Raw genomic sequence first — 24630 nt, 5'->3', positions numbered from 1 at the left:
CCGCTTTTTCAGCGACCGCGCAATTTGTTCGAACACCGACTGCATGCCAGCAAACTGGCGAATGCCTCTTCTGTTCCAACCATTGTTTCCACGACCACAGGCAAATCCGCAGTCGCTCGCCTGGACCGGCGCCGCAAAGCACGCGACCCCGCGTGAGCGGCTTCTCGGCACAGGACGATTGGACGCCCGGCTTTCCGAGCCGGGATTCCTGAACCCGCAAGGGCGGGGTTCGATATCCGGCGCGGTTCGAAAGAGCACACAAAACGCTCCTATGAATCAAAACCGCCTTCGCACCGCTACCCGCATAAGCTTGCGGCCAAGGAGAGCCTCTCTTGACGCAAGCGCGGATCGTGTCCCTGGGAGTGGTGTAGCTGACGGCTTTGGTCGCCGTGCTCTCCGGCATTGGCCGGGCTGATCAGCGCGCCACGGCTGGCAAGCTGATCAGAGGATCATCGCTCATTTGCGACATCGTTTCCGGTGTCATGTATCTTGCGCGCTGGACGGCCCATTCATCGTTCTGTTCGAGCAGCAGGGCGCCGACGAGGCGCACGATCGCATCGTCGTTCGCGAAGATTCCGACGACCTCGGTGCGCCGCTTGATCTCGCCGTTGAGACGCTCGATCGGATTCGTCGAGTGGAGCTTGGCGCGATGTTCCTTAGGGAAGGTCATGTAGGCCAGCACGTCGGGCTCGGCGTCGTCCATGATTGTCGCCAATTTCGGCACCTTCGGCCGGATCTGGTCGGCGACGGTGCGCCATTGTACGGACGCGGCCTCGGGCGTCTCCTGGGCGAAAGCGGTGCCGATGAAGGCTGAGACGACCCTGCGGCCGCTCTTGCCGGCATGGGCCAGCACGTTCCTGATGAAGTGGACGCGGCACCTCTGCCATGTCGCGCTGAGCACCTTGGTGACGGCCGCCTTGAGGCCTTCGTGCGCATCGGAGACGACGAGCTTGACGCCGCGCAGGCCGCGACGGGTCAGCTTGCGCAGGAACTCCGTCCAGATCGGCTCGGCCTCCGAGGTGCCGATCTCCATGCCAAGCACCTCGCGCCGGCCGTCCGCGTTGACGCCGACGGCGATGATGACGGCGACGCAGACGATGCGGCCGCCACGGCGCACCTTCAGGTAGGTCGCATCGATCCACAGGTATGGCCAGTCGCCTTCGATCGGCCGGTCGAGGAAGGCCTTCACCTTGCCGTCGATCTCCTCGCACAGCCGAGAGACCTGGCTCTCGGAGATGCCGCTCATGCCCATCGCCTTGACCAGGTCGTCGACCGAGCGTGTCGAGATGCCCTGTATATAGGCTTCCTGGATCACTGCGGTCAGCGCCTTCTCGGCCATGCGTCTCGGTTCGAGAAAGCCCGGGAAGTAGGAGCCCTTCCTCAGCTTCGGGATGCGCAGCTCGACCGTGCCGGCGCGAGTCTCCCAGTCCCGGTCGCGGTACCGTTGCGCTGGGCCGTCCGAAGTGGGCTCTTCTCGCCATAGGCAGCACCCGTCGCGGCGCCCACCTCCATCTCCATCAGACGCTCGGCGGCAAAGCCGATCATCTCACGCAACAGATCGGTGTCGGGTGTCTTCTCCACGAGCGCGCGCAGGTTCATCATGTCGTCGGTCATCGGTAGTCCTTCCGGTCAAAGGTTGTGTCGCAACCAGACCCTACCGGAAAGCGCCGATGACCACCGCAAAGCCGCTCGCTCCCTACAGCGCCATCGAGGGCGCGCTCGCGAGCAGCTTTTGCTACCGCCGAGCTACACCACTTACGGGGACACGACCCAAGCGCGGTCATTCAACAACTTATCAACCACCCACAATGCCGCGTGGCGTGGCATTCGACGTCTAGAACAAAGAACCTATGTAGTCAGACGGCGAAAGCAGCGATCTTGACGGTGAAGTTCTCCTTGTCCAGCAAGCCCACAAGACTCTGGAACCTCCGATTGGTGTTTTCCTGAGATATCGGCCAGATCACGGTGAAACCGACAGCCAGTGATTTGGGCACGGATTTCTGCAGCGTCATGAGGGATCGCAAAGGCCTTTCGCGCGTAACGATCGTGCTGGTGGCAAGCACGGCGCGGTACCTATGTGAGCCCGCGTTTCAAAATCAGCAGGAACTTCTCTTACCGGATAACGTTTTCATTTCGGAAACCAGGAGATCACTGCCATGGATTGGGACCGCGTCGAAGGAAATTGGAAGCAGGTTAAGGGCAAGGTCAAGGAACAGTGGGGCAAACTTACGGACGACGACCTAGACCGCATCGGCGGTAAACGAGACCAACTTGAAGGCATCATTCAGGAGCGCTACGGCCTGGAGAAGGATCAGGTTCGCCGGGACATTGACGAGTGGTATGGCAGGCAAGACTGGTAGACGGTTGCCGCGACGCTCGAACGGCATAACAGATTCGTGGTATCCCTTGCTGGCCTCAAGCTCATGCTGCGGACAGCTGATAAGCACCTATCGGCCGTCATTGGCGAGGCTTCGAGCGGCGGGATTGCCCTTTCCATCGTGCGTTGCCGGAATCCGATCAGGACGTGCCGTTCACGGCGGAATTTGGCGAGCGCATCGTGCGCAGAAACTTCCCTGCCCAGCTTCAACCCGCTCCAGCTCGGCGGTGCTTCTTCAGCCTGGTAATCGCAGCCTTGTCGACAGTAATCAGGCCTCCGCAATCAATTCGCACCGTCAATTTATCGGCTTCGCGATCGACGCGAGTAACATCCCCAACGAGAACGACCTTATCTCCTGCTCGGGTTTTAGGTGGCGGATCGATCGCATAGGGATGGTTATATGATGGGATGCTTACTCTAGCGCGCCCGCTGGGGAGAACCGTGATCACCGTACTGGTCAGCGCCACTTCGTCACCGATCTCAAATTCCCGAGGCATGCTATGGTGCAACATGGGTTTCCTGCGGTGCTTTTTCTTAATAATGCTGGCAAACTGACTTGGTTGCGCGAAATCGTAGCGAATGGCGAATGCCGAACTCATTTCTCTCGGAGGGCCCCGCCAGCGTGAAATTTCCTTCCATCGAAACCACGCAGGACAGCGATCGGCTCGGGCCATCTGCTGACCTGCTCCCACCTGGCGATGCTCGGCGCCTCCGTATCGGCACCTCCCACACCACTAAATTTGGTGGGCTAGCCAGATCGGAAGCTAAGAGACGATCACGAACGGTGCTGCGGCGCTCACGTCGCGCCAGCCTGGCACTCCTCCTTGCTTTGCTCGCACCTGCGCACTCAGCAGACATGAACCGCCGCCATCGCGCAGCCGGTAGTGTCTCAGTTTGAAATTCGCCGACCTCTGCGGCGCTGCTTAGAAAGGGCCTTCAATAGGTCCGCTTCATCTGTGATCCCGTTCTGGAAAGCGTTGACGACTTCCTCGGCGAGTGCTTCCATCTGCGCCACGTCTTTCTTGGCGAGGAAGCGCTCCTTGGATATTTGGTCGAACACTCGCTTTAGCAGGGCCAGATCAGCGGCGTCGAATGCTCCGCCATAGCGTCGCAGTGGCATTTGCCGTCCTTCAAACTTGGCTTGATTGCCTGACTGTCTCACAAACGATGAATGACCGCTACCAGCCGTACACGGGAATGGCGCGGCTTTCCCATTATCCAACTTGGAGGGGCGCAATGCTGGAGGTGGAAGGCTGGAAAATCGCTTGGGGCGTGGTTTTCGAATTTGTTTCATATATGGACACTAGCCTTCGGCCTTATGATCCGAAATCTACCGGGCATCGAAGAAATTTCACTGCTCGCTGAAAATTTTCCTATGCGCCCTCTTGAAGCCACAACGCCCTGTTATAAATAACTAATTGCCGGTCGCCAGATGGGGCCGGTAGAGCCTAGGAGGCTTCAAGGCGATCCTAGGCCTTGTTGCAAACCATGTTGCTCAAAGGAGGATATGGCTATGAGGACAAACCTTGATTTTGCCCCCCTGTTCCGGTCCAGCATCGGCTTCGACCGCGTCTTCGACATGCTGGAAAATGCGAGCCGCGTCACTGCGACAGACAATTGGCCGCCCTACGACATCGCCAAGGCTGGTGAGGACGACTATCGCATCACCATGGCGGTCGCCGGCTTCTCGCAGGATCAGCTGACAATCACTCATCAGCCTAACCTGTTGGTTGTGAGTGGGTCGCAACCTGGCGAGGACAATGGCCAGTACCTCTATCGCGGCATTGCCGTGCCCGCTTTCGAGCGTCGGTTCGAACTGGCCGACCATGTGAAGGTCGTCGGCGCCAGCCTGGACAATGGGCTGCTGAACATCGATCTCAAGCGCGAGCTTCCCGAAGAGATGAAACCGCGCCGGATCGCCATCGCCGGCAGCACGGCAAAGGCAGCGCCGCGGCAGATCGAAGCCGAAAAGAACGCGGCCTGAAGTCATCGTGAATCAGAAGCGTCAGGCACCGGCAATCGTCCGGTGCCGCGCGGTTGAACGTGGAGGTGAACGAAGATGAATATGCGTGACCTTATCCCGTGGGGCCGTAACAACAACCAGGCCCCGAGCATCTATAGCGGTGGCGATCCCTTTCTTTCGCTTCACCGCGAGGTGAACAGGCTCTTCGATGACGTGTTGAGGAGCTTCGAGACGCGCTTGCCTACTGCGGGGCAGCTTTCGCCTTTCGATGGCGGCTGGCCGAAGGTGGAGATCTCGGAGTCGGATAATGAGCTTCGCGTCACCGCCGAGGTTCCCGGCATGGAAGAGAAGGACATTGAAGTCCTGCTCGATGAGGACATGCTGACCCTGCGTGGCGAGAAGCGGTCGGAGACCGAGGAGAAAGGCTATTCCGAGCGATTCTACGGCCACTTCGAGCGGCGCATCCCCCTCGGCTATGAAGTCGAGGACGACAAGGTCAAGGCGTCCTTTGCCAATGGCGTCCTGACCCTGACGCTGCCCAAGAACCCGAATGCGCAGTCGAAGGTGAAGCGTATCCCCATCACCCACTGACGCACAGAGCAGGCCGGAGGCGGTACCTAACTGCCTCCGGCGCATCCTTCGCTCCACGGGAGGGACGAATGATGCCGAAGCAAGCAAGTGAAGTCACACTAGTCGTAGAAAGTCTCGGCCCGGCAAACGACAACTGCGGGCGAGCGCTGTCATTCGGCAGATCCGAGTTCCCGCCTGATGCGGTCGCGCGGATCTACAAGCCTTGCCGGTCGGTCATGAGCTCGGGCCGTGCGCGACCGAAAGGATGGCGGCTGGTGTTCGAGCGGCGTATCGCACCCGTCATCGAACCCCTGATGGGTTACACCGGAAGCTGTGACACCCTGACCCAAGTGGAGCTCGATTTTTCGACGGCTCAGGCGGCCATCGACTATGCCGAACGTCAGGGCCTCGCGTACAGGGTTCAAGGAAGCCCGGCGGCCGAAAAATCCATTGTCGAACCTTCCGATGCTGAGAAGCGGCTGCAGCCCGGCGCGGATCTTGTCTGGAACCGCCTCCAGTTGGCGTTGCTACAGACCAGTTACGACGCTGTTTCGCAGGTGTCGCATTATCGGCCCGCATTGACGGACCCGGAGCCACTTTTTGCCTCGCCGATAGAAGTCGTCGTCGACCCCCTTTTGACCGTCGAAGAGAAACGCGCCGTCCTGCGCAACTGGGCGTGGAATGAGTATCTGGTCGATCTCGCAACATCCGAGGGAATGCCGGAAAACGCACGTCCGACCCGGCTCGACGAAGTGGAACAGGCGCTGCTCGCATTGGAACCACGGATGACGGCAGCGAACCTGACCGTTTCGATCTCGGAACAAAAGCAGAAGGCAATGTGAGGTGACGCTATGGATCCGATCATCGTGTTCGATTGTGAAAATGCCGTTCCCAACCGTTTTGCGCTGGCCGTCGCCGCAGCGGGGCGTGCGCTCAGCCGGGGCGCCGAGCCTTGCCCGACAAAGCGACGATGCCAGTGGAACCGCCATGCGCGAGATCGCCGGCAACCGCTTCCGGCCCGACGAGGTCGAGCCTTTCCTTCTGGCCGGCTGGTTCCGCGTGATTGGGCCCGGCAGGTGAAGAAAGCTTCGCGGTGACCACGGACAGTCCTCGGCCGCCGCGCCCGTTCTCAACCAGAGGACGGTTCACTGACCATGTCACGAAAGGAGGATGAACAATGCAGAAATGGCTGAAATCTGAAAATCGTCCGGTGATCGACATCGTCAATTTGGTCGCCGGTATCGCGCTAGCAATATCGCCCTGGTATCTCGGGTTTGCGGCTGAAGCCTATGCGGCCTGGAACGCCTGGATCGCCGGTGCGGTGATCGCCCTGATCGCCGTGGGTGCGCTGGTTGCGTTCCACGAATACGAGGAATGGGCAAACATCGTGGTTGGGCTGTGCACATTGGTCTCGCCTTGGGTCCTCGGTTTTTCGGCCGTGGCAGCGGCCATGTGGGCGCATGTGATCGTAGGCGTCATAGTGGCGGTCCTGGCAGCGGGAAGCCTCTGGTCCTTCGGCAACCGTCCGCTTTCGAAGGCCTGACCAACGCCCTCCTTATCCCGCGTCCGGGCTGCCGTGCGCAGGAACAAAAGCAGATCAAAATGCGTTTCGTCATTCTGACGTGAGGAGAGCGCCATGCAACCTTCGGACCGCGCCAAAAGCGAAAGCATCAATAAGGCCCCTGATGAATGGACTAGCGGTGACGACCCGATGACGCCGGCCCAAGCTTCCTACCTGAAGACGCTTTGTGAGCAGGCGGGCGACGAACAAAGTTTTGCCGAGGACCTCAGTAAGGCTGAGGCTTCCAAGCGCATCGATGCGCTGAGGACCAAATTAAGGCTTTAGAGCTTTTTTGGGGAATCCGGTGACATGCATAGACACTCCCGACCGGGCCATGAGCAGCGGGCGTCGATCGGGTCGTGCTGTGGAATCTTGTCGCCATGAGCGATGAACCGAGGTGACTTGCCGAAGGAACAGCGGTCCCGCGTGCGTCATCACGTCTGCGAGTTTGACGCGGCGTGAAGCGTGCGCTTTGCCAGACGAAACAGCCATCGCCTTGGTTTTGCTTGGAACACCAAGAGCACGGCGATGGCATTTGCACGCGGCAGGGGAACCGGACTAGACGCTCCACGTTTCGATTGATCGAAGTTCACCGGTAGGAATTCTGCGATGGCGGAGAATTTATCTCGCGACGATGAACAGCGCGGCACCAGAAAAGTCCTCAAGTGGGGTGTCGTGATCGCCACCGTGCTTTTTATTGTGCTGCTGGCGATATTCGTCCTCGGCCCGCGTGCGTAGGCCTTCGAGCGGGTCTACGAGCATGTCGGTTGCGGCAAGCGCGCGCCTTTTGGCTTTCCTCCCTTGGCCAAGGCAACCCTGCCCCACCGAAGACGATCGCCACCTTTGAAGTAGCAGCGCTGGAGGAGAGCCGCGCGCCGGCGGCGTTCGAGGCTGATCGCCACCCGTCGTGGTCTTGGGTGTGGGATCCTTGTCGGTCTCTATCTTGAGGGCTCTGCGTTACACCGGCTTCGGCCAGTTCTTTGCCACAGGCGACGGCTGCTGGGACATGACGAACTTTCTCGAGCCCGCTGGAGAGGCCGCGACCACTGCGGAAGGCGTGCTCGTACTCTCCGCCACGCCGGAACTGGGCAGGGTGCCTGGTTCCAGCAATTTCGCCGAGCGCTATGCGGCACGTTTTGGACCGATTGGAAATTACGCCGTGTATTCCTACAACTCAGCCCGCGTCCTGATCGCGGCCATCAAGGCTGCCGCCGATGAAGCCAAGCGGTATCCCAGCCGGCGCGACGTCACGGCGGCAATGCGCAAACTCCGCTTCAAAGGCATCGCCCATGGCGATCCGGTCGAATGGGACGAGAAGGGCGATAATTTGGCCGCCGTGACGGCGCTCAACGTGGTGGAGAGCGGCTACTTTCGACAGGTGGCCGAGATTCCGCGGACCCCCGGCTGATCGGTCATTGCGTTCCCCTTCCTGCCTCTGGCTCACCATCTTTTCCGATGCTTCCCTCGGATCGTTGCACAGCAGCGCCACTACGATCCGGCCCGCTCGGGAACAGCACCTTCAACTTGTGCTCCGCGCCTGCCCAGCTGCGCGAATGATATTGCCACAGGCACCAATTGCTCACCGCAAAGGCGAGAATGCCGGCAACCACGGCGAGACCGAGCGTCGACCCGATGACTGCCTTGGTCATGACGCCGGCAAAGACGCCGGCGATTGCGCCATTGACGACATTCACCATGCCCGCCGTGCTGGTGAAGGCCTGCCAGGGTCTGGGCCTGAGGCCGACATCGGCCAACAAGGCCAGACGTCGTGGGTGGAGTGAACCAGATATCGCGCCATCGAGGGAGTGATCTCCGTGTAGTAGTGCCGGATGCGCGCCATGCCACGGGCATGGACCATATCTTCGATGCCCACCTGCACGGCCCTGACGAAGGTCACCAGTCCGATGAAATAGAGGTAAGGCAGCATGGTCAGGCTGAACAGGACGAAGGGCAGCCCCATCCTGGTCACCTGCGCCACGAACGCGAGAGCGATCGTGGTGCTCGACACCGACGTCAAGAACAGGTTGGCGCGCTGGTTGGCCTCCTGGATGGTGGCGGCCCTGGCGGTCTCCAGCACGAAATGTTCCGTCGTCATCATCTGCAGGAGCTGCTGCCGGCTCTCGCTTTCGTTTGCTTTGATTTCATTTGTATCCGGCATCGCGAACGGATCTATCGGCGGTCGCTGGATTGCCGGCGCGAGGCCGGCTCTCGGCTCGCGACGGTGGGGTGGCGCCAGTATCAACCGGCGCGAACGAGCAGTCGTCGACCGAAGAACGAATGCCGTTCGGGTAAGGTTCCGGCCCGATCGCCGATCGCTGCTTTCACGCTCCATCTATATCCAGTGATCTGCAAGGAACCGTGCTTATTCGTCGGCACGGTTCTAATTGTGGACGCTCTCCTGATTTTTGCCGCGAAGGATTGCGATCGTCGGGATCGACCAGGTCAGATGTGTCGGTCCTGATATCCGATCCCTTGCGCAACGCTTCTCGTTCCGCGGCCGACCGCTTCAGGTCTGCCTTCGCATCAAAATCCTTGCCGGCATTCTTGGTGTTCTCCCGTTCTTCGATGATGCGGATTTGCTGCTCATGGGTTCGGCGTCCGGTCATCGCTTCCTCAAGGTGTTCGGACCCGGGCCTTTTCTCATGGTGGTAATGGTGGTGGTAATGGCAAGGCGGCTGGATCGTTCCGAACGGCGTCGAATAAGCGCTTTGTCGACTGCGGGTATCGGACTCCCCCGGACTGCCTCGCGAAAGCTGCATCGAAATGCCATGTCGGTTCCGCGCTTTCGCGCGGCAGCTTTGCCGCTTCGATGGAACAACCCGGCCCGTCCGCCGTTCGGCCACTGGTCGCGAGATGTCCACGCCCGCGCGTTCGAACGGCTGGAAGCGAGGTGCCGTTCGCCGCAACGCCGGCCAAGCCAAGCACATCAACACCAGAGGAGGCTACGATGCCCAACACCGCCGAGATACTTGTCGACACGCTGATCGCATGGGATGTGCGCGTGATCTTCGGCCTGCCGGGAGATGGCATCAACGGGATCATGGAGGCGCTGCGCACCAGACAGGACAAGATCCGTTTTGTTCAGGTGCGGCACGAGGAATCGGCGGCGTTCATGGCGACGGCCTATGCAAAATGGACCGGCAAGCTCGGTGTCTGTCTCGCCACCTCCGGACCGGGCGGCACCCACCTGCTCACCGGCCTCTACGACGCAAAGCTCGATCAAGCGCCGGTTCTGGCCATAACCGGCATGCAGTTCCATGATCTGATCGAGACCTTCACACAGCAGGATGTCGATCTGACCCGTGTCTTCAACGACGTCACCGTCTTTAACGTCCACGTCGCCGACGCGGCGCATATGGAAAGCGTTGCCGGCCTGGCCTGCCGCTCCGCGCTTGCCGGACGCGGCGTTTCCCATCTGTCGATAGCAAGCGATGTCCAGGAGCAGACAGCGGCGAAGCGCTCAATGCGCAACCTGCCGAAGCACACGCCGGACCGGTGGTTCGAAGGAAGCAAACAACCAGACGAGGCCCAGCTCGATCTCGCGGCCGACATTCTCAACACCGCCTCGAAAGTGGCGATCCTCGCAGGACGCGGCGCGCTGCATGCCAAGGCGGAACTCGAGAGCACCGCCGATCTGCTCGCCGCACCCGTCGCCAAGGCCCTGCTCGGCAAAGCCGTGCTGCCGGATGATCATCCGAACGTCGTCGGCGGCATAGGCATGTTGGGTACCTTGGCCTCCCAGGAGATAATGGAGCAGTGCGAGGCGCTGCTGATCGTCGGCTCGACCTTTCCCTACATCGAATACTACCCCAAGCCCGGCAAGGCGCGCGGGATCCAGATCGACCGCAATGCGCAGCGCATAGGCCTGCGCCATCCAGTCGAGGCTGGCCTGGTCGGCGACGCCGCCGTCACGCTGCAATTGCTCAACAAGAGATTGAAGCAGAAAACAGACAGGTCATTTCTCGAACAGGCCCGGCAAAGCGTGCGGCGCTGGCGCGGCATGATGGCCGAGGCTGAAGGCAAGGACGACGTGCCGCTCAAGCCGCAACGCGTGGTGAAGGCATTCGGCGACCGCATGCCGGCCAACGCCATCCTCGCCACCGACTCCGGCCAAAATACCGAACTTGCCGCCCGCCATATCGATATCAAGGCGGGTCAGGACTTCGCCGTCTCCGGCTCGCTCGCATCGATGGCCTGTGGGTTGCCCTATGCGATTGCCGGCGGGATAGCCTTCCCGGGCCGGCCGGTCTTCGCAGTGGTTGGCGACGGCGGGCTCGCCATGCAGCTTGGCGAATTTTCGACGGCGGTGCGCTACAAGGTTCCGCTCAAGCTCCTCGTGATCAAGAACAACATGCTGAACCAGATTGCCTGGGAGCAGATGATGTTTCTCGGCAACCCGCAATTTGCCTGCGAACTCCAACCGATCGATTTCGCCCTGGCCGCCGAGGCGATGGGCGGCATCGGCTACAGCATCACCCGGCCCGAGGACATTGAAGGCGTTCTTGATGCCGCTTTCGCCACCGTGGGCCCCGTGATCATAGAGGCCGTCGTCGACGCCTACGAGCCTATGCTGCCGCCGCGCATGCCGGATCAATACCGCAAGAACATGCGCACCGCGCTGAAAGAAACGCCGGGTCGACAGGAGATAGAAAAGAACCTTGCCCAGGAGCCCCTGAAGACGATGATGGGCTGACCCTGTCCCGCGCCGCCAGTCACGTCTTGACGTAAGCGCCTGGCTGCCGGCCGCCCTTGGGAGCCTTGGCGTCCTTCGAGCGCTCGGCGACCGCCGGGCCGGCGCCGGACGTCTTTTCGGTTGCCGGGCTCGGGGTGGCTTGCTTTGGCGCACTTTTCCTTGGCGGGTCTTGCCCTTCCGACTGGCGCGTCTTGTCGTCCATCTCGCCCATCCGCCGCGTCAGCCCAATCCCACCGGGAGGCTTCCTGTTGCCGGCCGCAGCCTGGGAGAATTCATCCGCCGCATCCGCGCCGACTTTGGCGGGGTATTTGGTCGCGCCGGTTTCATAGCGGTTTTCGTCCTCGGTCATGACACATCTCCGATTGCATGACGGGTAAACATTTCTGCAGTGCGCGGGTTCCGTCGCATGCATACTGGTTTTGACAGCGAAATATCCCAGATCGGCCGCGGCACATCGAAGATAAATTTTACTGCCGGCTACTGCCACTTCCGGGCCTTTCGCGCGTTGAAGCATCTTCAATGGATGTCCCGCGTGACGGATCGCAATCAGACTTCATCGGTGCTGTTCCCCGACGGGTGCGGACGATGAGCTTCGATCCGCTCTTCTCGACTTCGATCTGTTATGGCAGCGGCGCCCCCGAAGCCGGCTGGACGCTGGCGCTTCCCATCACGTTGCCGCTCGCGGCAGCCGCGTCGCTCTATGCTGCGGGCGCCATCCGGCTTTGGCGGCGGAGCGGACGCGGACGCCCCATGCGATCAAGGCGGGCGTTGCTGTTTGCCGCCGGCTGGGCCGTGTTGGCGGTGGCGCTGGTAAGTCCGATCCATGCCCTCGGCGGGCGCGTCTTTGCCGCTCACATGATCGAGCACGAATTGCTGATGGCGGTTGCGGCGCCTCTGCTGGTCGCTTCCTGCCCGACCGCGCCGATGATGTGGGCGTTGCCGATGCGGGTGCGCCAGGGGCTCGGCGTGGCCGCGCGTGCAGGCATGCTTCGGGCGATCTGGGCATTCATCAGCCGCCCTGTGGTCGCCACCATCCTGCACGGAGCGGCGATATGGGCATGGCACGTGCCGGCATTGTTCGAGGCTGCCCTCCAGCAGGGCCCCTTGCACTATGCCCAGCACGCCAGCTTCCTCAGCACCGGGCTCCTGTTCTGGTGGGTGCTGCTGCCTCGGCCCGGCCACCAGCAAGCCTGTGGCAGGGCCGTCATGCATCTTTTCTTCACCTCTGCGCACACCAGCCTGCTCGGGGTGTTGCTCCTGGTCTCGCCGAGGCTCTGGTATCCGGAAAATGCCATCGGCTCGAAGCTGTGGGACCTCAGCCCGCTCGAGGATCAGCAAGTCGCAAGTGGGCGGCGACAGGCTTCGAACGGCCTACGCCTCGTTTGAATCCATCACCTGAATCCATCCGCAGGCGATTATGGCTCGCAGCCGCGACGGCGTTTCGCTCGCGGTTCCGCGCCGGCCCGGCCGGGAAAACGCAAAACCGCGTCCGGGAGCGCGGTCCCGGCATGTCCGACGGGATTTGGCCCCGCCTGTTCGAAATCGTCCCCGCGCCTTTCCCGGAGCTGTGCAATTCCCGGCGCTGTGAGCACTGCGCGCGCTTTCATCAGGCGGACAAGTTCGGGCCGAAGGCCATCGCCTCTGGCGGCGGCCAATTCATGCAGAAAAGCAAAGGGGTACATTCGACTGACCTTTCGATGGCGACGCCGCCCCTCTTCGGCTCATTTCGTGTCATGACGTTCAACGCCCCGGCCAGAAGCATGTTCCGGCGATTTTGTCCGGGAATCTAGGCCGCCGCGGGTTATCCAATAGATTGGAACCTTCCGACCCAGACAGAAGTTCTGCCTGCAAAGGAGGCGATCATGGCCACATCCACGGACCGAAAACCTGCGGCGAAGACAGCCCATGCCTGGACGGAAGCGGGGCTGGACAAGACGCCGGGGTTCGACCCAGCCGCCGCGCCGTCCAGGACCGACGCTGAGGCGGCGGATACGCCCAATGACGCCGGGCAACCATCTCCCAAACGACAGTCGCGGTTCAAGAACCAAGCAAGCTTTGCCAATGCGATGCGGCCGATGGAGAACCGAGCCGACATACGGCCCGGCAACAACTGGCCCGTCTTGGTGATTGCCATAGCCGTGCTCGTGGCAGCTGCGGTCTTCATACTCGCCGCCATTCTTCGCTAAGGCGTGAACTGATAAACCGGCCCGATGCGCTCTCGGTTCATGCGTTCGCGAACTCGATTGACGACGATGCTCTCAAGTCTTTCGTTAGCTTTCTGGCTAACATTCATTGACGGTTTGCCCCCGTTATAATGAGCTTCAGGGCTAACCAATCGATGCAACTCGACCACATTTTCAGGGCCCTCTCCGACGCGACCCGTCGGGCGATAGTCATGCGGCTATGTGAGGGTGAGGCGTCTGTCGGAGAACTGGCGAAGCCGTTCGAAATGGCGCTGCCGAACCTGATGAAGCACATCGGCCTTCTAGCGAGCAGCGGCCTCGTTACGTCCGAAAAGAACGGGCGCGTCAGGACGTGCTCGTTGCAGACGGAAGCAAACTGAAAGCCAATGCCCCGCAAACGCGTCAAAATGAATCGCCTCTGTCCGCTTGGGCGCTTAATCGAGAGATCGTCCTCTCGCGCGTGATCAACGCGCCACGAGAGCTGGTTTCTGCGCATGGGCTGATCCGCGCCATCTTGCCCAGTGGTTCGGCCCGGCCGGGTCAAGATTAATACGAAATCGATAGATATTCGCGTCGGCGGCGAATGGCGGTTCGAGACCCGCGCCCGACGGCAAGCGATATACGAGCCGTGTGCAATTCCGGCGCATCGAGAGGCCGCACTTGATCGAGTTCAATCACGGCGCCGACAAGACAACGATCCTGGCCTGTTCCGCACCACCATCACGTTCGACGAACAGAGCGACGCAAAGACCGTCATCACTTTGCGACAGTTGCATCCAACGAAGGCTCAGCGCGACGCGGGGATCGGCTTAGGCGCGGCCGAATTTCGGCTATCAGACTCTCGACAAGCGAAAGCAGCACGGCCATTTAGCGACATCGGACAAATCTTCCACGCCCTGGCGTTCAAGCTTTCTTTTGTCAGGTTCTGGTCTGGCCTTTACCCTGCGGATGTTTGCGGCCGCCTTCCATTCGGGAAAGGTCTTTTTTCGTACATAGCAGCCTGGGCCGTGCAGGATCGGAGATGTCGATCTTGTCCCAGGGAATGCGATAAAAGCCGCCGCCGCGGCGTAGCCGGAATAGGTCGAGAACCGCAGCGCCTATGGCTGAAGCGGAGAGACGCTCGAATGCGGCATAGATACCGACATGGAACTCTATAATCGCGAGATCGTCCCCATCCTGTTCGGCGCATATCTCCTCGATATAGCCGATGCTCTCCCCGCGCTGCGAAAGCACGCGTCGCCCGGCAAGCTGTTCGAGATTGACGGTCGTCATCAGCCCGCTCCCGGGATGCGGCCAATGACGTGGTCCCGCAGCCAGTTCTGCCAATCGAAGATTGCCGTCTCGCGCACATCGATGTCGAACTCAATATCGACGCCAATGTCGCGCACCTTGTTCCAGGCGATCCGATGCGGCTCGCCATGGTCCTTGCCGCCCAGCTTTGCCGCCAATCGCGCCATCCAGCGGCCGGGCCGCCGACCAAGCCGACGCGCCAGGGTGATGGACCCAAGTTCGATCGCAGCCACTCTGGGCGGCTTGCCCGGTCTCAGTTCGGCCACCAGCCCATCGACTTTGCCGATCTTGACCTGCTCGCGGTCGACCACTTGCTTGTCCAGAATGTCGCGCACCAGATCCATCACGTGCCTCCGAATATCTGCAATGGGATGGTCACGACCGCCAGCACGAAACCAAGTGCGATGATGAAGACGACCGCCGCGTTCGAGATCATCCCATTGCGATGCTTGCCCACGTAACGTTCATCGTTCAACAGGAAGAGGAAGGGAATCACGCTCAACGGCAGGCTGGCAGCCGTCAAAGCCATGGAGAAGATCGTCAGCTTCAACGGATCGAGGCCGAAAGCGATCGGCAAGGCGCTGAGGAACAACGACAACGTGTAAACCGTGCTGAAGCCTGGATTGTCGCGCGGCTTCTGGTCTTCGCCCCATGTCCAGCCGAAGCCCTGGGCCACGAGATAGGCTTGCTGCAGCCCGACCTCGAGCGCGGCGCCGAAGCAGGCAATGCCTAGCGAAGCGACAAACAGGACAAAACCCCAGAAGCCGAATACCGGGATCAGCATCAGCGGCAATTGATGGTAGTCGTCCACCTGGTCAATGCCGTGGGCGGGAAGCACGAGAGCGGCAACGATCAGCACACCGATGGAGATCGTGCCGCCAAAGGTCATTCCAAGGAACGCAATAGCGCGATTGGCACCGAGATAACTTCTGTCCCACTGGTCCTCGATGGCGCCCGACGAGTAGAACATGAACAGATAGGGCGAGATCGACGCTCCAAGAATACTGACGGCCATGAACCAGTAATTGGCCCGGTCATGAGCCGGCAGCGTGGGAACCGCGCCCGCCGCGACCTGACCCCAGTCGGGCTTGAGCATCACGGCGCCGGCCACAAAGCACAGTGTGACCAGACCGAGCATCGAAACACCTTTTTCGATAAGGCCGAACGTCCCTTTCCAGAGAAACAACCACGCCAGCAATGCCACCAGCAGCGCCCACCACTGGAAACCGATCCCGGTGGCGAGTTCGAGTGCAATGGCGACGCCGCCGATCTCTGCCGACATGACCATGAAGTTGATCAGCAAGATCGCGAGCAGCGGCCAAAGGAAGACGTTGAAGCCAAATCGCTCGCGAATTCCATCGGCGATGGTGTGATGGCTTATCGCGGCGAACCGACCCGCCATCTCGACGAGAAAGATGATGCAGATCGTCCCTAGAACGACCGCCCAGACCAGCTGGAAATGGAATGCCGCACCGGCCTGAGCTGCCGTAGCCATCGAGCCGATCTCGAGAAAACCGCCAATGCTGGTGACGATACCCAACGCTATTTCGAGCAGCTTTTTCATTGTTGCGGCGCCGAGGATTTGGCGTAGGCGCCCAGCGTCGTGGCGGCTCTTCGCAGGTCCCGCTCCGCTTGTTCAACCTTGCCGCGGTCACGATCCCGTAATCCTGTCTGCGCTCTTGCTGCCGCCGACGACAGCTGCTCGATAGCCTTGATGAGCTCCGCTCGGTCGGAGCCCTCCGGTGAACCGGCCGATCGGATTTGCGCTTCGGCATCGGACCAGATGTGGCTGACGGATTGCAATGTCAGCGACGTGTAGTTCCGGGGTGCCGCTCCAGCAAGCCAGGCTTCCAAGACCATCGATGCCGTCTGTGCGGCGGAGGCCGCAGTTCTCGACTGCTGGTATACCTGGTCTGTCGAAGACGTGCATGCGGTCAACGTCGTAGCAATCAACATAACGCATAGAGAGCGAAGTCGACCTTGGAATTTACCGGCGGAATATACCTCATGCATTTCTCGCGTTGCTGCAACACGATTGCCCTCCCCGGCGCGAGACAACTGCGAGTCTGGTATGTTGGATCGCCCGGTATTCATGTCATCGACCCATCCAGCGACCGGCACCTAGCGCGACGCGGCCTCGCCCTTCCTATATTCGTGAATGAGGCCCAGGATCTGCGCCCGGACCAATTCGCGAGCATCAGGCTGGACGAACGGCATCAGCAGTTCGACTTTCTCCTCGACCTCCTTGGGGAGATCCCCTGCAGGATCGGTGAGACTGGTCTCATATTCGTAAAGGTTATCCGACAGCTTTCTGTCGATATCTGACAAGATGCCCATCGCGTCCGCTCCGGTCGTGCTCAGCGTCGTGTTTCAATCGCTGACCAAAGGAAATGTTCCCACGACGGCGCCTGCCGCGCGTCGCATGCGCTTCGAGACATCGCCATTCAAGGCTCTGCTCGAAAGAGGTTGCGGCTTCGCAGAGCCAGCGGGAACAATTGGTCGCGGGTCGGGTTTGTTTAGTCTTCGTGCAAGGATGACTGGCATGAAACCCGCCGTAACCGATCACATTGAGATAAAGAAATATCACCATCCAACCGGCGGCTGGGGGTCGCTTCGGTCCCTGGTTCGCAAGGCGCGCGGCGAAGGCCTTTTGCTTTCAGGGATATGGAGCACGCTGCTCAAGCAGAACAAGGCGGACGGTTATATGTGTGTTTCCTGCTCGTGGGCCAAACCGGCCCAGCCAAGGCCTTTCGAATTCTGCGAAAGCGGCGCCAAGGCAACGATGTGGGATCAGACGAAGCTGCGTTGCGAACCTTCTTTCTTCGCAGAGCACAAAGTGACGGAGCTGCTCGACTGGCCTGATCACGATCTGGAAAAGCAGGGCAGGCTTACCGATCCGCTGCGGTATAATCCCGTCAGCGACCGCTATGAGCCGGTTGCTTGGGATCGTGCGTTCCGTGAGATCGCCACAGAGCTGCGGCGACTCGATCCGAAATCGGTCGTCTTCTACACCTCCGGTCGAGCCTCGCTGGAGGCTTCCTTCATGTATCAGCTCTTCGCGCGAATCTACGGTTCATCCAACCTGCCGGACTCTTCCAACATGTGCCACGAATCCACTTCGGTGGGTTTGCCGGAGTCTATCGGCTCCCCTGTGGGCACCGTACAACTCGACGACTTCGCGAAATGCGACATGATGTTCTTCTTCGGCCACAACACCGGCGTAACCGCGCCTCGGCTGCTGCATCCATTGCAGGAGGCACGTCGACGCCAGGTGCCGGTGTTCACCTTCAATCCTTTGCCGGAAAGAGGACTAAAACGGTTCAAAAACCCGCAAAATCCCGTCGACATGCTGTCACCCGGCCCGGGAACCAAGATGTCCAGCGACTTCTTTCAAATCCGCGGCGGCGGCGACATTGCCGCCATGACCGGCATTGCAAAGGCTCTGCTGGCGCTCGACGACGCTGCGCGTGAACGCGGCAATCAGCGGCTCCTGGATGTCGATTTCATCACCGAACATACGCATGGCTTCGCCGATTTCGAAGCCTATCTGCGCGCCGCCCGCTGGGATGAGATTGTCGGCCGGTCAGGCATTGCGCAGGCCGATCTGGAGCATGTCGCAGAAGTCTACAGTCTTTCGAAGGCGGTGATCGGCAATTACGGCATGGGCCTGACGCAACACAGGCATGGCACCGAGAACGTCCAGATGCTGTGCAACCTGCTGCTGATGCGCGGCAATATCGGAAAACCCGGCGCCGGCATCTCGCCCCTGCGCGGCCATTCCAATGTCCAGGGCCAGCGCACGGTCGGCATAACCGAGAAACCCGAACTCGCTCCATTAGACAAGTTCGCCGAGTTCTATGGCTTCCAGCCACCGCGCCAGAAAGGCCTCGACACCGTGGAGACCTGCGAGGGCGTCATCGGCGGATCGGTGAAGGGCTTTATCGCTTTGGGTGGCAATTTCGTCCGTGCTGTGCCCGAGACCGGCCTGATCGAAAAGCATTGGCGTCGACTTAGCCTGCATGTCGAGATCGCGACCAAGCTTAACCGCAGCCATCTCTTTCCGGGGGCGGTTACCTATCTGCTGCCCTGCCTGTCGCGGCTCGAACGAGATCGCGAGGCGAGCGGTGACCAGACGGTTTCGGTCGAAGATTCGACCGCCTGCATACACGGCTCCTTTGGCTCGCGGCCTCCTGCTTCGCCAAATCTGCTCTCGGAGCCGAAGATCGTTGCGGAACTCGCCATGGCTACGGTGCCCGGCAGGAGTTCAATTCCCTGGGACCAATGGGTTGCCGACTATTCCCGTATCCGTGATGAGATCGAGCGGTGCTACCCCCAGCATTTTCGCGACTTCAACAAGCGGTTTCTCACCCCGGGCGGCTTCCACCGCGACATCAAGGCGTCGAATCGCGTGTGGGAGACGCCCAACAAGAAGGCCAATTTCAAGTTGCCGACCATGCTCGAGGCAAATCCCGACATCGACCTTTCCGGCGATCGGGTGCTGACGCTGATCACCGTGCGTTCCAATGACCAGTTCAACACCACCGTCTACGGCTACAGTGACAGATTGCGCGGCATCCATGGCACGCGCATGGTGCTGTTGATGAACGAGGCGGACATCCGGCGTTTCGGCCTGCGCGCGGGCCAGGATATCACTCTCGAAACCCATGCCCATGATGGTGTAGAGCGGCGCGTTCACGGCCTACGCGTGACGCCTTATTCGATTCCCGAGGGCAATTGCGCCGGCTACTATCCGGAACTCAACCCACTGGTCCCGCTCTGGCACCGGGCCAAGAAGGCTCATGTCCCAGCCGGAAAGTCGGTACCGGTGCGGATTGTTTCTTGAGGCATCCAAGCCGGGCGACACTTTGAGCAGCGCGAGGTCTCGTTCAGCAGTCGGCACTAGACACGAGCCGTCAGGCGCTCTGGCTGCGTTCGACGAACTTGTTGAAACGGCTGGCGTTACCGCCACCCGTTTCTTCCTGGAAAAGGAAGGCCAGATCATTCTCGTCGAAAATCCGGAAGAACTCGTCCCATTCGATGGGCTCCAGCGTTTCCTCCGGCTCGCCAAAGTCAATCCGCAGGATACCGCCCTTGCCCGAGGTGCGTATCACGGCAGGGCGGCCGCCTCTGTCGCTGACCCATTGGCGGATTTCGTCATGATCGGTCGTCGTCCTTGCTTGTGACATTGAAATCTCCGTTCGGTTCCCAAGGTTAGCAACCGGGCCTTCCCTCGCCGATTTTCACACCATCAATCCCGATAATCGGATGATTGGTGGCGCGCCGTAACGGGCCGATCGCTGGGCTCTAACATCGAAGAGCCTGCAATGTTCCAGCGTGCGCTTGGCGTACCGCGGATCGATCTTTGTTGATGCTCAGGGAACAAAGCTTTTGCGAAAAAGTTCGGAACGCCAAGGCGGGTTTGCGTGAGGAGTTGTCGTGAGACGCATATTGGTCACCGGCGGCTGTGGCTTTATCGGCCGACATGTCGCCCAAGAACTCATTGAGCACGATTACGCAGTTTGTATTTTCGACGCGCTGCTGGACCAGGTGCATGGCGGGGAAACGGTAAGCATTCCGGCCGGAGCCGAGCTGATCAGGGGCGACGTGCGCGACCGTGATGCGCTCGCCGGTGCGCTGCAGGGCGTCGATGCCGTCATTCATCTAGCAGCTGAAGTTGGTGTCGGTCAGTCGATGTATGAGATCGCCCGCTATGTCGGCACCAACGATCTCGGCACCGCTGTCCTGCTCGAAGCACTGATCAGACACCCGGTCCAACGGATCGTTGTCGCTTCGTCCATGAGCGTCTACGGCGAGGGTCTCTATGCGTCGCCGGACGGCCGGCGCGTCGGCAATGCGCGGCGGCGGCCGGAAAGCGTCAGGAACGGGCAATGGAATCCCTTGTCGGCGGAGGGCGACGTCCTGTCGCCGCTGCCGACGGACGAGGAAAAGCCGGTCGACCTCGCCTCGATCTACGCCCTGACCAAATACGCGCAGGAACGCGCGGTGCTGATCTTCGGCGAAGCCTATGACATCGATGCGGTGGCGTTGCGGCTGTTCAATGTCTTCGGCGCCGGGCAGGCGCTGTCAAATCCCTACACCGGGGTACTCGCCAATTTTGCCTCGCGGCTGGCCAATGGCCAACGGCCGATGATATTCGAAGATGGCGAGCAGAAGCGCGACTTCGTGCATGTGCGCGATGTCGCCCGCGCCTTTCGGCTCGCGCTGGAACAACGCCAGGCGCGCGGCCATGTCATCAATGTCGGCAGCGGGCGCGCCTATGCCGTCAGCGAGGTCGCCCGGCTGCTGGCCGATGCGATGGATGTGCCGGAGCGCTCGCCGGAAATCCTTGGCAAGGCACGCTCGGGCGACATTCGAAACTGCTTTGCTGACATCTCGAAAGCACGCGATCTGCTCGGCTTTGAACCACGGCTGCAGCTGGAGAATTCCCTGGATGAGTTTGTCGCATGGGTGCGCGGCACGGTCGCAATCGACCGCGGCGCCGACATGAGACGCGAACTGGAAGAGCGGGGGCTGGTATCATGACGTCCGACTTGCGCAACCCTCGCGAAGCCCACGTCGCGATTGTCGGCGGCAGCGGCTTCATCGGCTCGAACCTCGCCGACAGCCTGCTGTCCGACGCGACCCCGGTTCTGATCATCGACAATTTCAGTCGCCCCGGTGTCGAACAGAACCTGGCATGGCTGAAGCAGAAGCATGGCAATCGCATCGCCGTGGAAACCGTCGACGTCCGGGACGCGGACGCCTTGCTGCCGCTTGTGGCGAATTCGGCGGCTGTATTCCATCTTGCCGCGCAGACGGCCGTGACCACGAGCCTCGTGCAGCCGAGCGAAGACTTCGACATAAATCTTCGGGGAACATTCAACGTTCTCGAAGCCGCCCGTCGAAGCGACCGATGCATCCCGGTGATCTTCGCCAGCACCAACAAGGTTTATGGCGGGCTCCCCGACATCGCGGTGTTGGAGGAGGATAACCGTTGGGTGCCTAGTGATCCCGCTATCCGTGCCAACGGCATCGGCGAGAACCGCGGCCTGGATTTCTGCACACCCTATGGCTGCTCCAAAGGCGCGGCCGATCAATATGTGCTCGATTATGCCAAATCCTACGGGCTGCCGACCGTTGTGCTGCGGATGAGTTGCATCTATGGGCCGCATCAGTTCGGCACTGAGGATCAGGGCTGGGTGGCGCATTTTCTGCTGAGCGCCTTGTCCGGCCGCCCCATCACGATCTACGGCAACGGCAACCAGGTGCGCGACATCCTTCATGTTTCCGATGCCGTTGCGGCCTATCGCGCGGCACTTGCCCGGATCGAGGAGGCCAGCGGACAGGCATTCAATCTCGGTGGCGGACCAAAAAACGCGATCAGCCTGCGCATGCTGCTGGAGGAGATCAGCGGCATCACCGGCCGCGACGTCTCGATCCGCTATGAGCGCGAACGCACCGGCGACCAGCCGTTCTTCGTTGCCGACACACGTCGGATCGAAATGACGCTCGGCTGGAAAGCGGCGGTCTCCTGGCGCGAAGGGGTCCGCCATCTCGCCGATTGGCTGCGGCGCAATCGCCTCGAACCGCAGCCTGAGCCTGCGAGGTGCGTGGCATGAGAGTAGCCCTTGTCAATCCGTTCTGGACCTATGAGGAGAGCATCTACTTCGGCTGCCGTCAGCCGCACTTGCCGCTCGAACTGGGCTATTCGAAAGCGATGCTTGAGGCCGATGGCCACGACGTGCTGATGCTGGACGGCCAAATCCAGCAGCTGGACAACAGCCAGCTTGCCGCGCGTGTCGCTGACTTCGGGCCGGCCATGACCGTGATCAGCACCGCGCCGACTTATCTGTTCTGGCGTTGCGCCCCACCTGAGTTGCGCGTGCCGGCCGATTTCCTCAACCGTCTCGCCGGCCGTGGCGGCCGCACCGTCGCGGTCGGCCCGCATGGCTCGGCGACACCGGCACCAACGCTGCGCAAGCTTGGGGCCGATATCGTCGTGCGCGGCGAATGCGAGGAGGTCGTCGCGGAACTTGGCCGACGCGACGACTGGAGCGCGGTTGCGTACACCGCATATCTGCAAAATGGTGAACTTGCCGGCGACGGCCTCGTCCACGCCAGCCCCTTTGTCCACCATGCCCCGCTCGAATGGCCGTCCGACTGGCTCGCCGGCCATACTCATCACCATCATCGCTTCGATGAGAAGCAGTTTGGTTTAGGTGCCGAAGTCGAGGCTTCGCGCGGTTGCCCCTACAATTGCAGCTTCTGCGCCAAGATCGATTTCCGCGATGCGTATCGGCGCAGGAACCACGATGCAGTGACGGCGGAAATTGATCGGCTGATCGCTCAGGGTGTTGGCTATATCTACTTCATCGATGAGATTTTCCTCCCGCAGAAGGCGCTGCTGGAAGCGCTTGTGGATCGCGATGTCAAATTCGGTGTCCAGACCCGCATCGATCTTTGGAAACCCGAGCTCCTGGAGCTGCTTGGCGCCGCTGGTTGTGTCTCGATCGAGGCAGGGCTCGAAAGCCTGACGATGGAAGGACGCGCCATGCTGGCGAAGCGCTGCCGGCTGGGAACCGAGGAATTGGCCGCATTGCTTGTCGACGCGCGGCGTCATGTCCCCTTCGTTCAAGCCAATCTCATCGGATCAGTCGAAGATGATCCGGCTCTGGTCGAATATTGGCGAAAGCATCTCATCGACCGCGGCGTCTGGGCAAACGAACCGGTGCCGCTCTATCCCTATCCCAGTTCACCGAGCTATCGCGAGCTCTGGGGTGACCCCGACGACTTAGCCTGGGAGCGCGCGCACGAGCATTATCTCGCCTCGTTCGGCACCTTTAGCGACATCCAGGAAAAGCATCCTCGTGCGCTAACCGAATTGGAGGCCGCATGTTGCAGTCACTGATCCCGCGCCAGCGACGCATCCTGATGACGGTCGACGCCGTCGGCGGCGTCTGGCGTTATGCGCTCGACCTGACGCGTGAACTGATCACCGGCGGCGATAGTGTCGTTCTTGCCGGGCTTGGCCCCAAGCCATCCGCCGAGCAGGTCGAGGAAGCCGACACCGTCGCGGAGCTGGTATGGCTCGAGACTCCGCCAGATTGGATGACCCGCAACGAGGCCGACCTGGACGGGCTGCCACAGGAGCTGTGCGCCCTCGTTCGTGACTACGCCATCGATCTCGCCCACCTCAACGCGCCGGCACAGGCAGTAGGGCTCGATCTCCCCTGCCCGGTCGTGGCGGTGTCGCATTCATGTGTGGTGACATGGCTGCGTGCGGTGAAGGCACAGGATGCCGGCGGCGAATGGACCTGGCAGAGGGACCGCAACAGAACCGGTTTCGATCGCGCGAACGCGGTGATTGCGCCCAGCCGAAGCCATGCCGCCATGCTTGAAGCCTGCTACGGACCAATTCCCGGCCTCAGCGTCGTCAACAACGGCACCCGGCCCGGTCCGGTGGCCGCGAGGCGGGAAGCCGTTGTCTTCGCCGCCGCGCGCTGGTGGGATGAAGGCAAGAATTCAGTCACCCTCGACCACGCAGCATCGCTGATCCGCTGGCCCGTTTTTGCTGCCGGGTCCGTTCACGGTCCCGATGGGCAAGTAGCCCATTTCAGCAACGTTGCAGCCCTGGGTTCGATCGGACATCAGGAAGTCCGTTTGCTGATGGCGCGAGCCGCCGTCTTCGTGTCGCCGTCGGTTTACGAACCTTTCGGGCTTGCCGCTCTGGAGGCTGCAACATCGGCAACACCGCTCGTGCTGGCGGATATTCCTACCTATCGCGAATTATGGGACGGGGCGGCACTGTTCTACAATGCCAGCGATCCGCATGACCTCGCCAAATGTGTCGACGGTCTGTGTTGCGACGATCAACATAGGAAACGGCTCGGCCAGGCCGCTGCACGCCGTGCCCGCAGGTTCTCGCTTGCAAAACAAGCCGCCGCCATGCGCGACATCTACGGCCGCTCGGCTCTATCCGTGGCGGAACATTGA

General features: G+C 61.0%; 31 protein-coding genes and 2 pseudogenes. 18 read left to right on the top strand and 15 right to left on the bottom strand.

From position 1 onward, the window contains the following. Nucleotides 1–415: 415 nt before the first annotated feature. Nucleotides 416–1614 (bottom strand): annotated as a pseudogene (locus NKI20_RS26560) (IS256 family transposase). A gap of 242 nt (nucleotides 1615–1856) precedes the next feature. Continuing rightward, a complete protein-coding gene (locus NKI20_RS26555) occupies nucleotides 1857–2012 on the bottom strand; it encodes a hypothetical protein (protein WP_352487745.1) in 156 nt (51 codons plus the stop codon). 144 nt (nucleotides 2013–2156) lie between these two features. Between NKI20_RS26555 and NKI20_RS26550 the strand changes: the two genes are divergently transcribed. Further along, complete coding sequence (locus tag NKI20_RS26550; RefSeq protein WP_023763179.1) at nucleotides 2157–2360, top strand: CsbD family protein; 204 nt, start codon at nucleotides 2157–2159, stop codon at nucleotides 2358–2360. 223 nt (nucleotides 2361–2583) lie between these two features. Here NKI20_RS26550 and NKI20_RS26545 read toward each other — a convergent pair whose 3' ends face one another. Together NKI20_RS26545 and NKI20_RS26540 are read right to left on the bottom strand one after the other, a co-directional pair. Next, nucleotides 2584–2976: a preprotein translocase subunit YajC gene (locus NKI20_RS26545; protein ID WP_023763180.1), complete on the bottom strand. Its 393-nt coding sequence runs from the start codon at nucleotides 2974–2976 to the stop codon at nucleotides 2584–2586. Nucleotides 2977–3266: 290 nt separating this feature from the next. Next, the gene (locus tag NKI20_RS26540) at nucleotides 3267–3497 is read right to left on the bottom strand and encodes a hypothetical protein (protein ID WP_023763181.1); all 231 of its coding nucleotides are present in this window, start codon (nucleotides 3495–3497) and stop codon (nucleotides 3267–3269) included. Nucleotides 3498–3890: 393 nt separating this feature from the next. Between NKI20_RS26540 and NKI20_RS26535 the strand changes: the two genes are divergently transcribed. The 3 genes from NKI20_RS26535 to NKI20_RS26525 all read left to right on the top strand — a co-directional run bounded on the left by NKI20_RS26535 (nucleotide 3891) and on the right by NKI20_RS26525 (nucleotide 5752). After that, a complete protein-coding gene (locus tag NKI20_RS26535; protein ID WP_352835924.1) occupies nucleotides 3891–4361 on the top strand; it encodes an Hsp20 family protein in 471 nt (156 codons plus the stop codon). A 75-nt stretch (nucleotides 4362–4436) separates the two neighbouring features. Further along, entirely contained in the window at nucleotides 4437–4931 is a 495-nt protein-coding gene (locus NKI20_RS26530; protein ID WP_023758330.1) for an Hsp20/alpha crystallin family protein, read from the top strand. Nucleotides 4932–4999: 68 nt separating this feature from the next. Next, nucleotides 5000–5752, top strand: coding sequence for an NADH dehydrogenase ubiquinone Fe-S protein 4 (locus tag NKI20_RS26525; protein WP_352835921.1), 753 nt, complete (start codon nucleotides 5000–5002; stop codon nucleotides 5750–5752). 91 nt (nucleotides 5753–5843) lie between these two features. On the opposite strand, the gene NKI20_RS26520 is transcribed toward NKI20_RS26525, so the two are convergent. Continuing rightward, nucleotides 5844–6059, bottom strand: coding sequence for a hypothetical protein (locus NKI20_RS26520; RefSeq protein ID WP_352835918.1), 216 nt, complete (start codon nucleotides 6057–6059; stop codon nucleotides 5844–5846). Between the two features lie 28 nt (nucleotides 6060–6087). Between NKI20_RS26520 and NKI20_RS26515 the strand changes: the two genes are divergently transcribed. The 4 genes from NKI20_RS26515 (at nucleotide 6088) to NKI20_RS26500 (ending at nucleotide 7879) form a co-directional block, all read left to right on the top strand. Continuing rightward, the gene (locus NKI20_RS26515; protein ID WP_352835915.1) at nucleotides 6088–6453 is read left to right on the top strand and encodes an SPW repeat protein; all 366 of its coding nucleotides are present in this window, start codon (nucleotides 6088–6090) and stop codon (nucleotides 6451–6453) included. Nucleotides 6454–6546: 93 nt separating this feature from the next. Then, the gene (locus NKI20_RS26510) at nucleotides 6547–6756 is read left to right on the top strand and encodes a DUF3072 domain-containing protein (protein WP_352835912.1); all 210 of its coding nucleotides are present in this window, start codon (nucleotides 6547–6549) and stop codon (nucleotides 6754–6756) included. A 324-nt stretch (nucleotides 6757–7080) separates the two neighbouring features. Continuing rightward, nucleotides 7081–7209: a hypothetical protein gene (locus tag NKI20_RS26505; protein ID WP_352487372.1), complete on the top strand. Its 129-nt coding sequence runs from the start codon at nucleotides 7081–7083 to the stop codon at nucleotides 7207–7209. A 169-nt stretch (nucleotides 7210–7378) separates the two neighbouring features. Continuing rightward, entirely contained in the window at nucleotides 7379–7879 is a 501-nt protein-coding gene (locus NKI20_RS26500) for an ABC transporter substrate-binding protein (RefSeq protein ID WP_502898164.1), read from the top strand. Between the two features lie 4 nt (nucleotides 7880–7883). Here the strand turns inward: NKI20_RS26500 and NKI20_RS26495 are convergent, their stop codons facing one another. From NKI20_RS26495 to NKI20_RS26485, 3 genes and pseudogenes are all read right to left on the bottom strand, one after another. After that, complete coding sequence (locus tag NKI20_RS26495; RefSeq protein WP_352835905.1) at nucleotides 7884–8168, bottom strand: hypothetical protein; 285 nt, start codon at nucleotides 8166–8168, stop codon at nucleotides 7884–7886. Beyond that, nucleotides 8162–8569, bottom strand: a complete 408-nt coding sequence (locus tag NKI20_RS26490) for a hypothetical protein (RefSeq protein WP_352835902.1) — start codon at nucleotides 8567–8569, stop codon at nucleotides 8162–8164. Before NKI20_RS26490 ends, NKI20_RS26495 begins: the two co-directional genes overlap by 7 nt. A gap of 282 nt (nucleotides 8570–8851) precedes the next feature. Further along, nucleotides 8852–9077: pseudogene (locus NKI20_RS26485) on the bottom strand (hypothetical protein). Nucleotides 9078–9418: 341 nt separating this feature from the next. Here NKI20_RS26485 and NKI20_RS26480 point away from each other — a divergent pair. Beyond that, nucleotides 9419–11164, top strand: a complete 1746-nt coding sequence (locus tag NKI20_RS26480) for a thiamine pyrophosphate-dependent enzyme (protein ID WP_352835899.1) — start codon at nucleotides 9419–9421, stop codon at nucleotides 11162–11164. A gap of 19 nt (nucleotides 11165–11183) precedes the next feature. Here the strand turns inward: NKI20_RS26480 and NKI20_RS26475 are convergent, their stop codons facing one another. Further along, the gene (locus tag NKI20_RS26475; protein ID WP_023758321.1) at nucleotides 11184–11513 is read right to left on the bottom strand and encodes a hypothetical protein; all 330 of its coding nucleotides are present in this window, start codon (nucleotides 11511–11513) and stop codon (nucleotides 11184–11186) included. Between the two features lie 236 nt (nucleotides 11514–11749). Here NKI20_RS26475 and NKI20_RS26470 point away from each other — a divergent pair, with 236 nt between their 5' ends. From NKI20_RS26470 to NKI20_RS26455, 4 genes are all read left to right on the top strand, one after another. Beyond that, a complete protein-coding gene (locus NKI20_RS26470) occupies nucleotides 11750–12550 on the top strand; it encodes a cytochrome c oxidase assembly protein (protein ID WP_023758320.1) in 801 nt (266 codons plus the stop codon). A gap of 122 nt (nucleotides 12551–12672) precedes the next feature. Then, entirely contained in the window at nucleotides 12673–12954 is a 282-nt protein-coding gene (locus NKI20_RS26465; protein ID WP_031259847.1) for a hypothetical protein, read from the top strand. A 72-nt stretch (nucleotides 12955–13026) separates the two neighbouring features. After that, nucleotides 13027–13350 (top strand): hypothetical protein, encoded by a 324-nt coding sequence (locus NKI20_RS26460; RefSeq protein ID WP_023758318.1) that lies wholly within the window; start codon nucleotides 13027–13029, stop codon nucleotides 13348–13350. 128 nt (nucleotides 13351–13478) lie between these two features. Beyond that, nucleotides 13479–13727 (top strand): ArsR/SmtB family transcription factor, encoded by a 249-nt coding sequence (locus tag NKI20_RS26455; protein ID WP_023758317.1) that lies wholly within the window; start codon nucleotides 13479–13481, stop codon nucleotides 13725–13727. Nucleotides 13728–14265: 538 nt separating this feature from the next. Here the strand turns inward: NKI20_RS26455 and NKI20_RS26450 are convergent. The 5 genes from NKI20_RS26450 to NKI20_RS26430 form a co-directional block, all read right to left on the bottom strand. Then, nucleotides 14266–14619, bottom strand: a complete 354-nt coding sequence (locus tag NKI20_RS26450) for a hypothetical protein (RefSeq protein WP_352835893.1) — start codon at nucleotides 14617–14619, stop codon at nucleotides 14266–14268. Next, a complete protein-coding gene (locus tag NKI20_RS26445) occupies nucleotides 14619–14981 on the bottom strand; it encodes a hypothetical protein (RefSeq protein WP_023758315.1) in 363 nt (120 codons plus the stop codon). Before NKI20_RS26445 ends, NKI20_RS26450 begins: the two co-directional genes overlap by 1 nt. Then, complete coding sequence (locus tag NKI20_RS26440) at nucleotides 14981–16201, bottom strand: NRAMP family divalent metal transporter (RefSeq protein ID WP_023758314.1); 1221 nt, start codon at nucleotides 16199–16201, stop codon at nucleotides 14981–14983. The genes NKI20_RS26445 and NKI20_RS26440 overlap by 1 nt, the downstream gene beginning before the upstream one ends. After that, on the bottom strand, nucleotides 16198–16497 hold the full coding sequence (locus NKI20_RS26435) for a hypothetical protein (protein WP_245266508.1): 300 nt from the start codon (nucleotides 16495–16497) through the stop codon (nucleotides 16198–16200). Before NKI20_RS26435 ends, NKI20_RS26440 begins: the two co-directional genes overlap by 4 nt. Before the next feature lie 261 nt (nucleotides 16498–16758). Continuing rightward, nucleotides 16759–16974, bottom strand: coding sequence for a hypothetical protein (locus tag NKI20_RS26430; protein WP_023758312.1), 216 nt, complete (start codon nucleotides 16972–16974; stop codon nucleotides 16759–16761). Nucleotides 16975–17179: 205 nt separating this feature from the next. Between NKI20_RS26430 and NKI20_RS26425 the strand changes: the two genes are divergently transcribed. Then, nucleotides 17180–19480 carry an FdhF/YdeP family oxidoreductase gene (locus NKI20_RS26425; protein ID WP_352835887.1) on the top strand — a complete coding sequence of 767 codons (2301 nt, stop codon included), beginning with the start codon at nucleotides 17180–17182 and terminating at the stop codon, nucleotides 19478–19480. 70 nt (nucleotides 19481–19550) lie between these two features. Here NKI20_RS26425 and NKI20_RS26420 read toward each other — a convergent pair whose 3' ends face one another. After that, on the bottom strand, nucleotides 19551–19823 hold the full coding sequence (locus tag NKI20_RS26420; RefSeq protein ID WP_023758310.1) for a hypothetical protein: 273 nt from the start codon (nucleotides 19821–19823) through the stop codon (nucleotides 19551–19553). Nucleotides 19824–20073: 250 nt separating this feature from the next. Here NKI20_RS26420 and NKI20_RS26415 point away from each other — a divergent pair, with 250 nt between their 5' ends. Genes NKI20_RS26415 through NKI20_RS26400 form a run of 4 tightly spaced genes read left to right on the top strand, consistent with a single transcriptional unit; the run spans nucleotide 20074 to nucleotide 24630 of the window. After that, on the top strand, nucleotides 20074–21180 hold the full coding sequence (locus tag NKI20_RS26415) for an NAD-dependent epimerase/dehydratase family protein (RefSeq protein WP_023758309.1): 1107 nt from the start codon (nucleotides 20074–20076) through the stop codon (nucleotides 21178–21180). Continuing rightward, on the top strand, nucleotides 21177–22256 hold the full coding sequence (locus NKI20_RS26410; protein ID WP_352835882.1) for an NAD-dependent epimerase/dehydratase family protein: 1080 nt from the start codon (nucleotides 21177–21179) through the stop codon (nucleotides 22254–22256). The genes NKI20_RS26415 and NKI20_RS26410 overlap by 4 nt, the downstream gene beginning before the upstream one ends. Next, nucleotides 22253–23545: a TIGR04295 family B12-binding domain-containing radical SAM protein gene (locus tag NKI20_RS26405; RefSeq protein WP_352835878.1), complete on the top strand. Its 1293-nt coding sequence runs from the start codon at nucleotides 22253–22255 to the stop codon at nucleotides 23543–23545. Before NKI20_RS26410 ends, NKI20_RS26405 begins: the two co-directional genes overlap by 4 nt. Further along, nucleotides 23530–24630 carry a glycosyltransferase family 4 protein gene (locus NKI20_RS26400; RefSeq protein WP_352487393.1) on the top strand — a complete coding sequence of 367 codons (1101 nt, stop codon included), beginning with the start codon at nucleotides 23530–23532 and terminating at the stop codon, nucleotides 24628–24630. The genes NKI20_RS26405 and NKI20_RS26400 overlap by 16 nt, the downstream gene beginning before the upstream one ends.

The sequence above is a fragment of the Mesorhizobium sp. M0830 genome, from assembly GCF_040319965.1.
Lineage (GTDB): Bacteria > Pseudomonadota > Alphaproteobacteria > Rhizobiales > Rhizobiaceae > Mesorhizobium.
The sequence above is the reverse complement of the archived record's forward strand: the minus strand, read 5'-3'. Positions and strand labels throughout refer to the sequence as shown.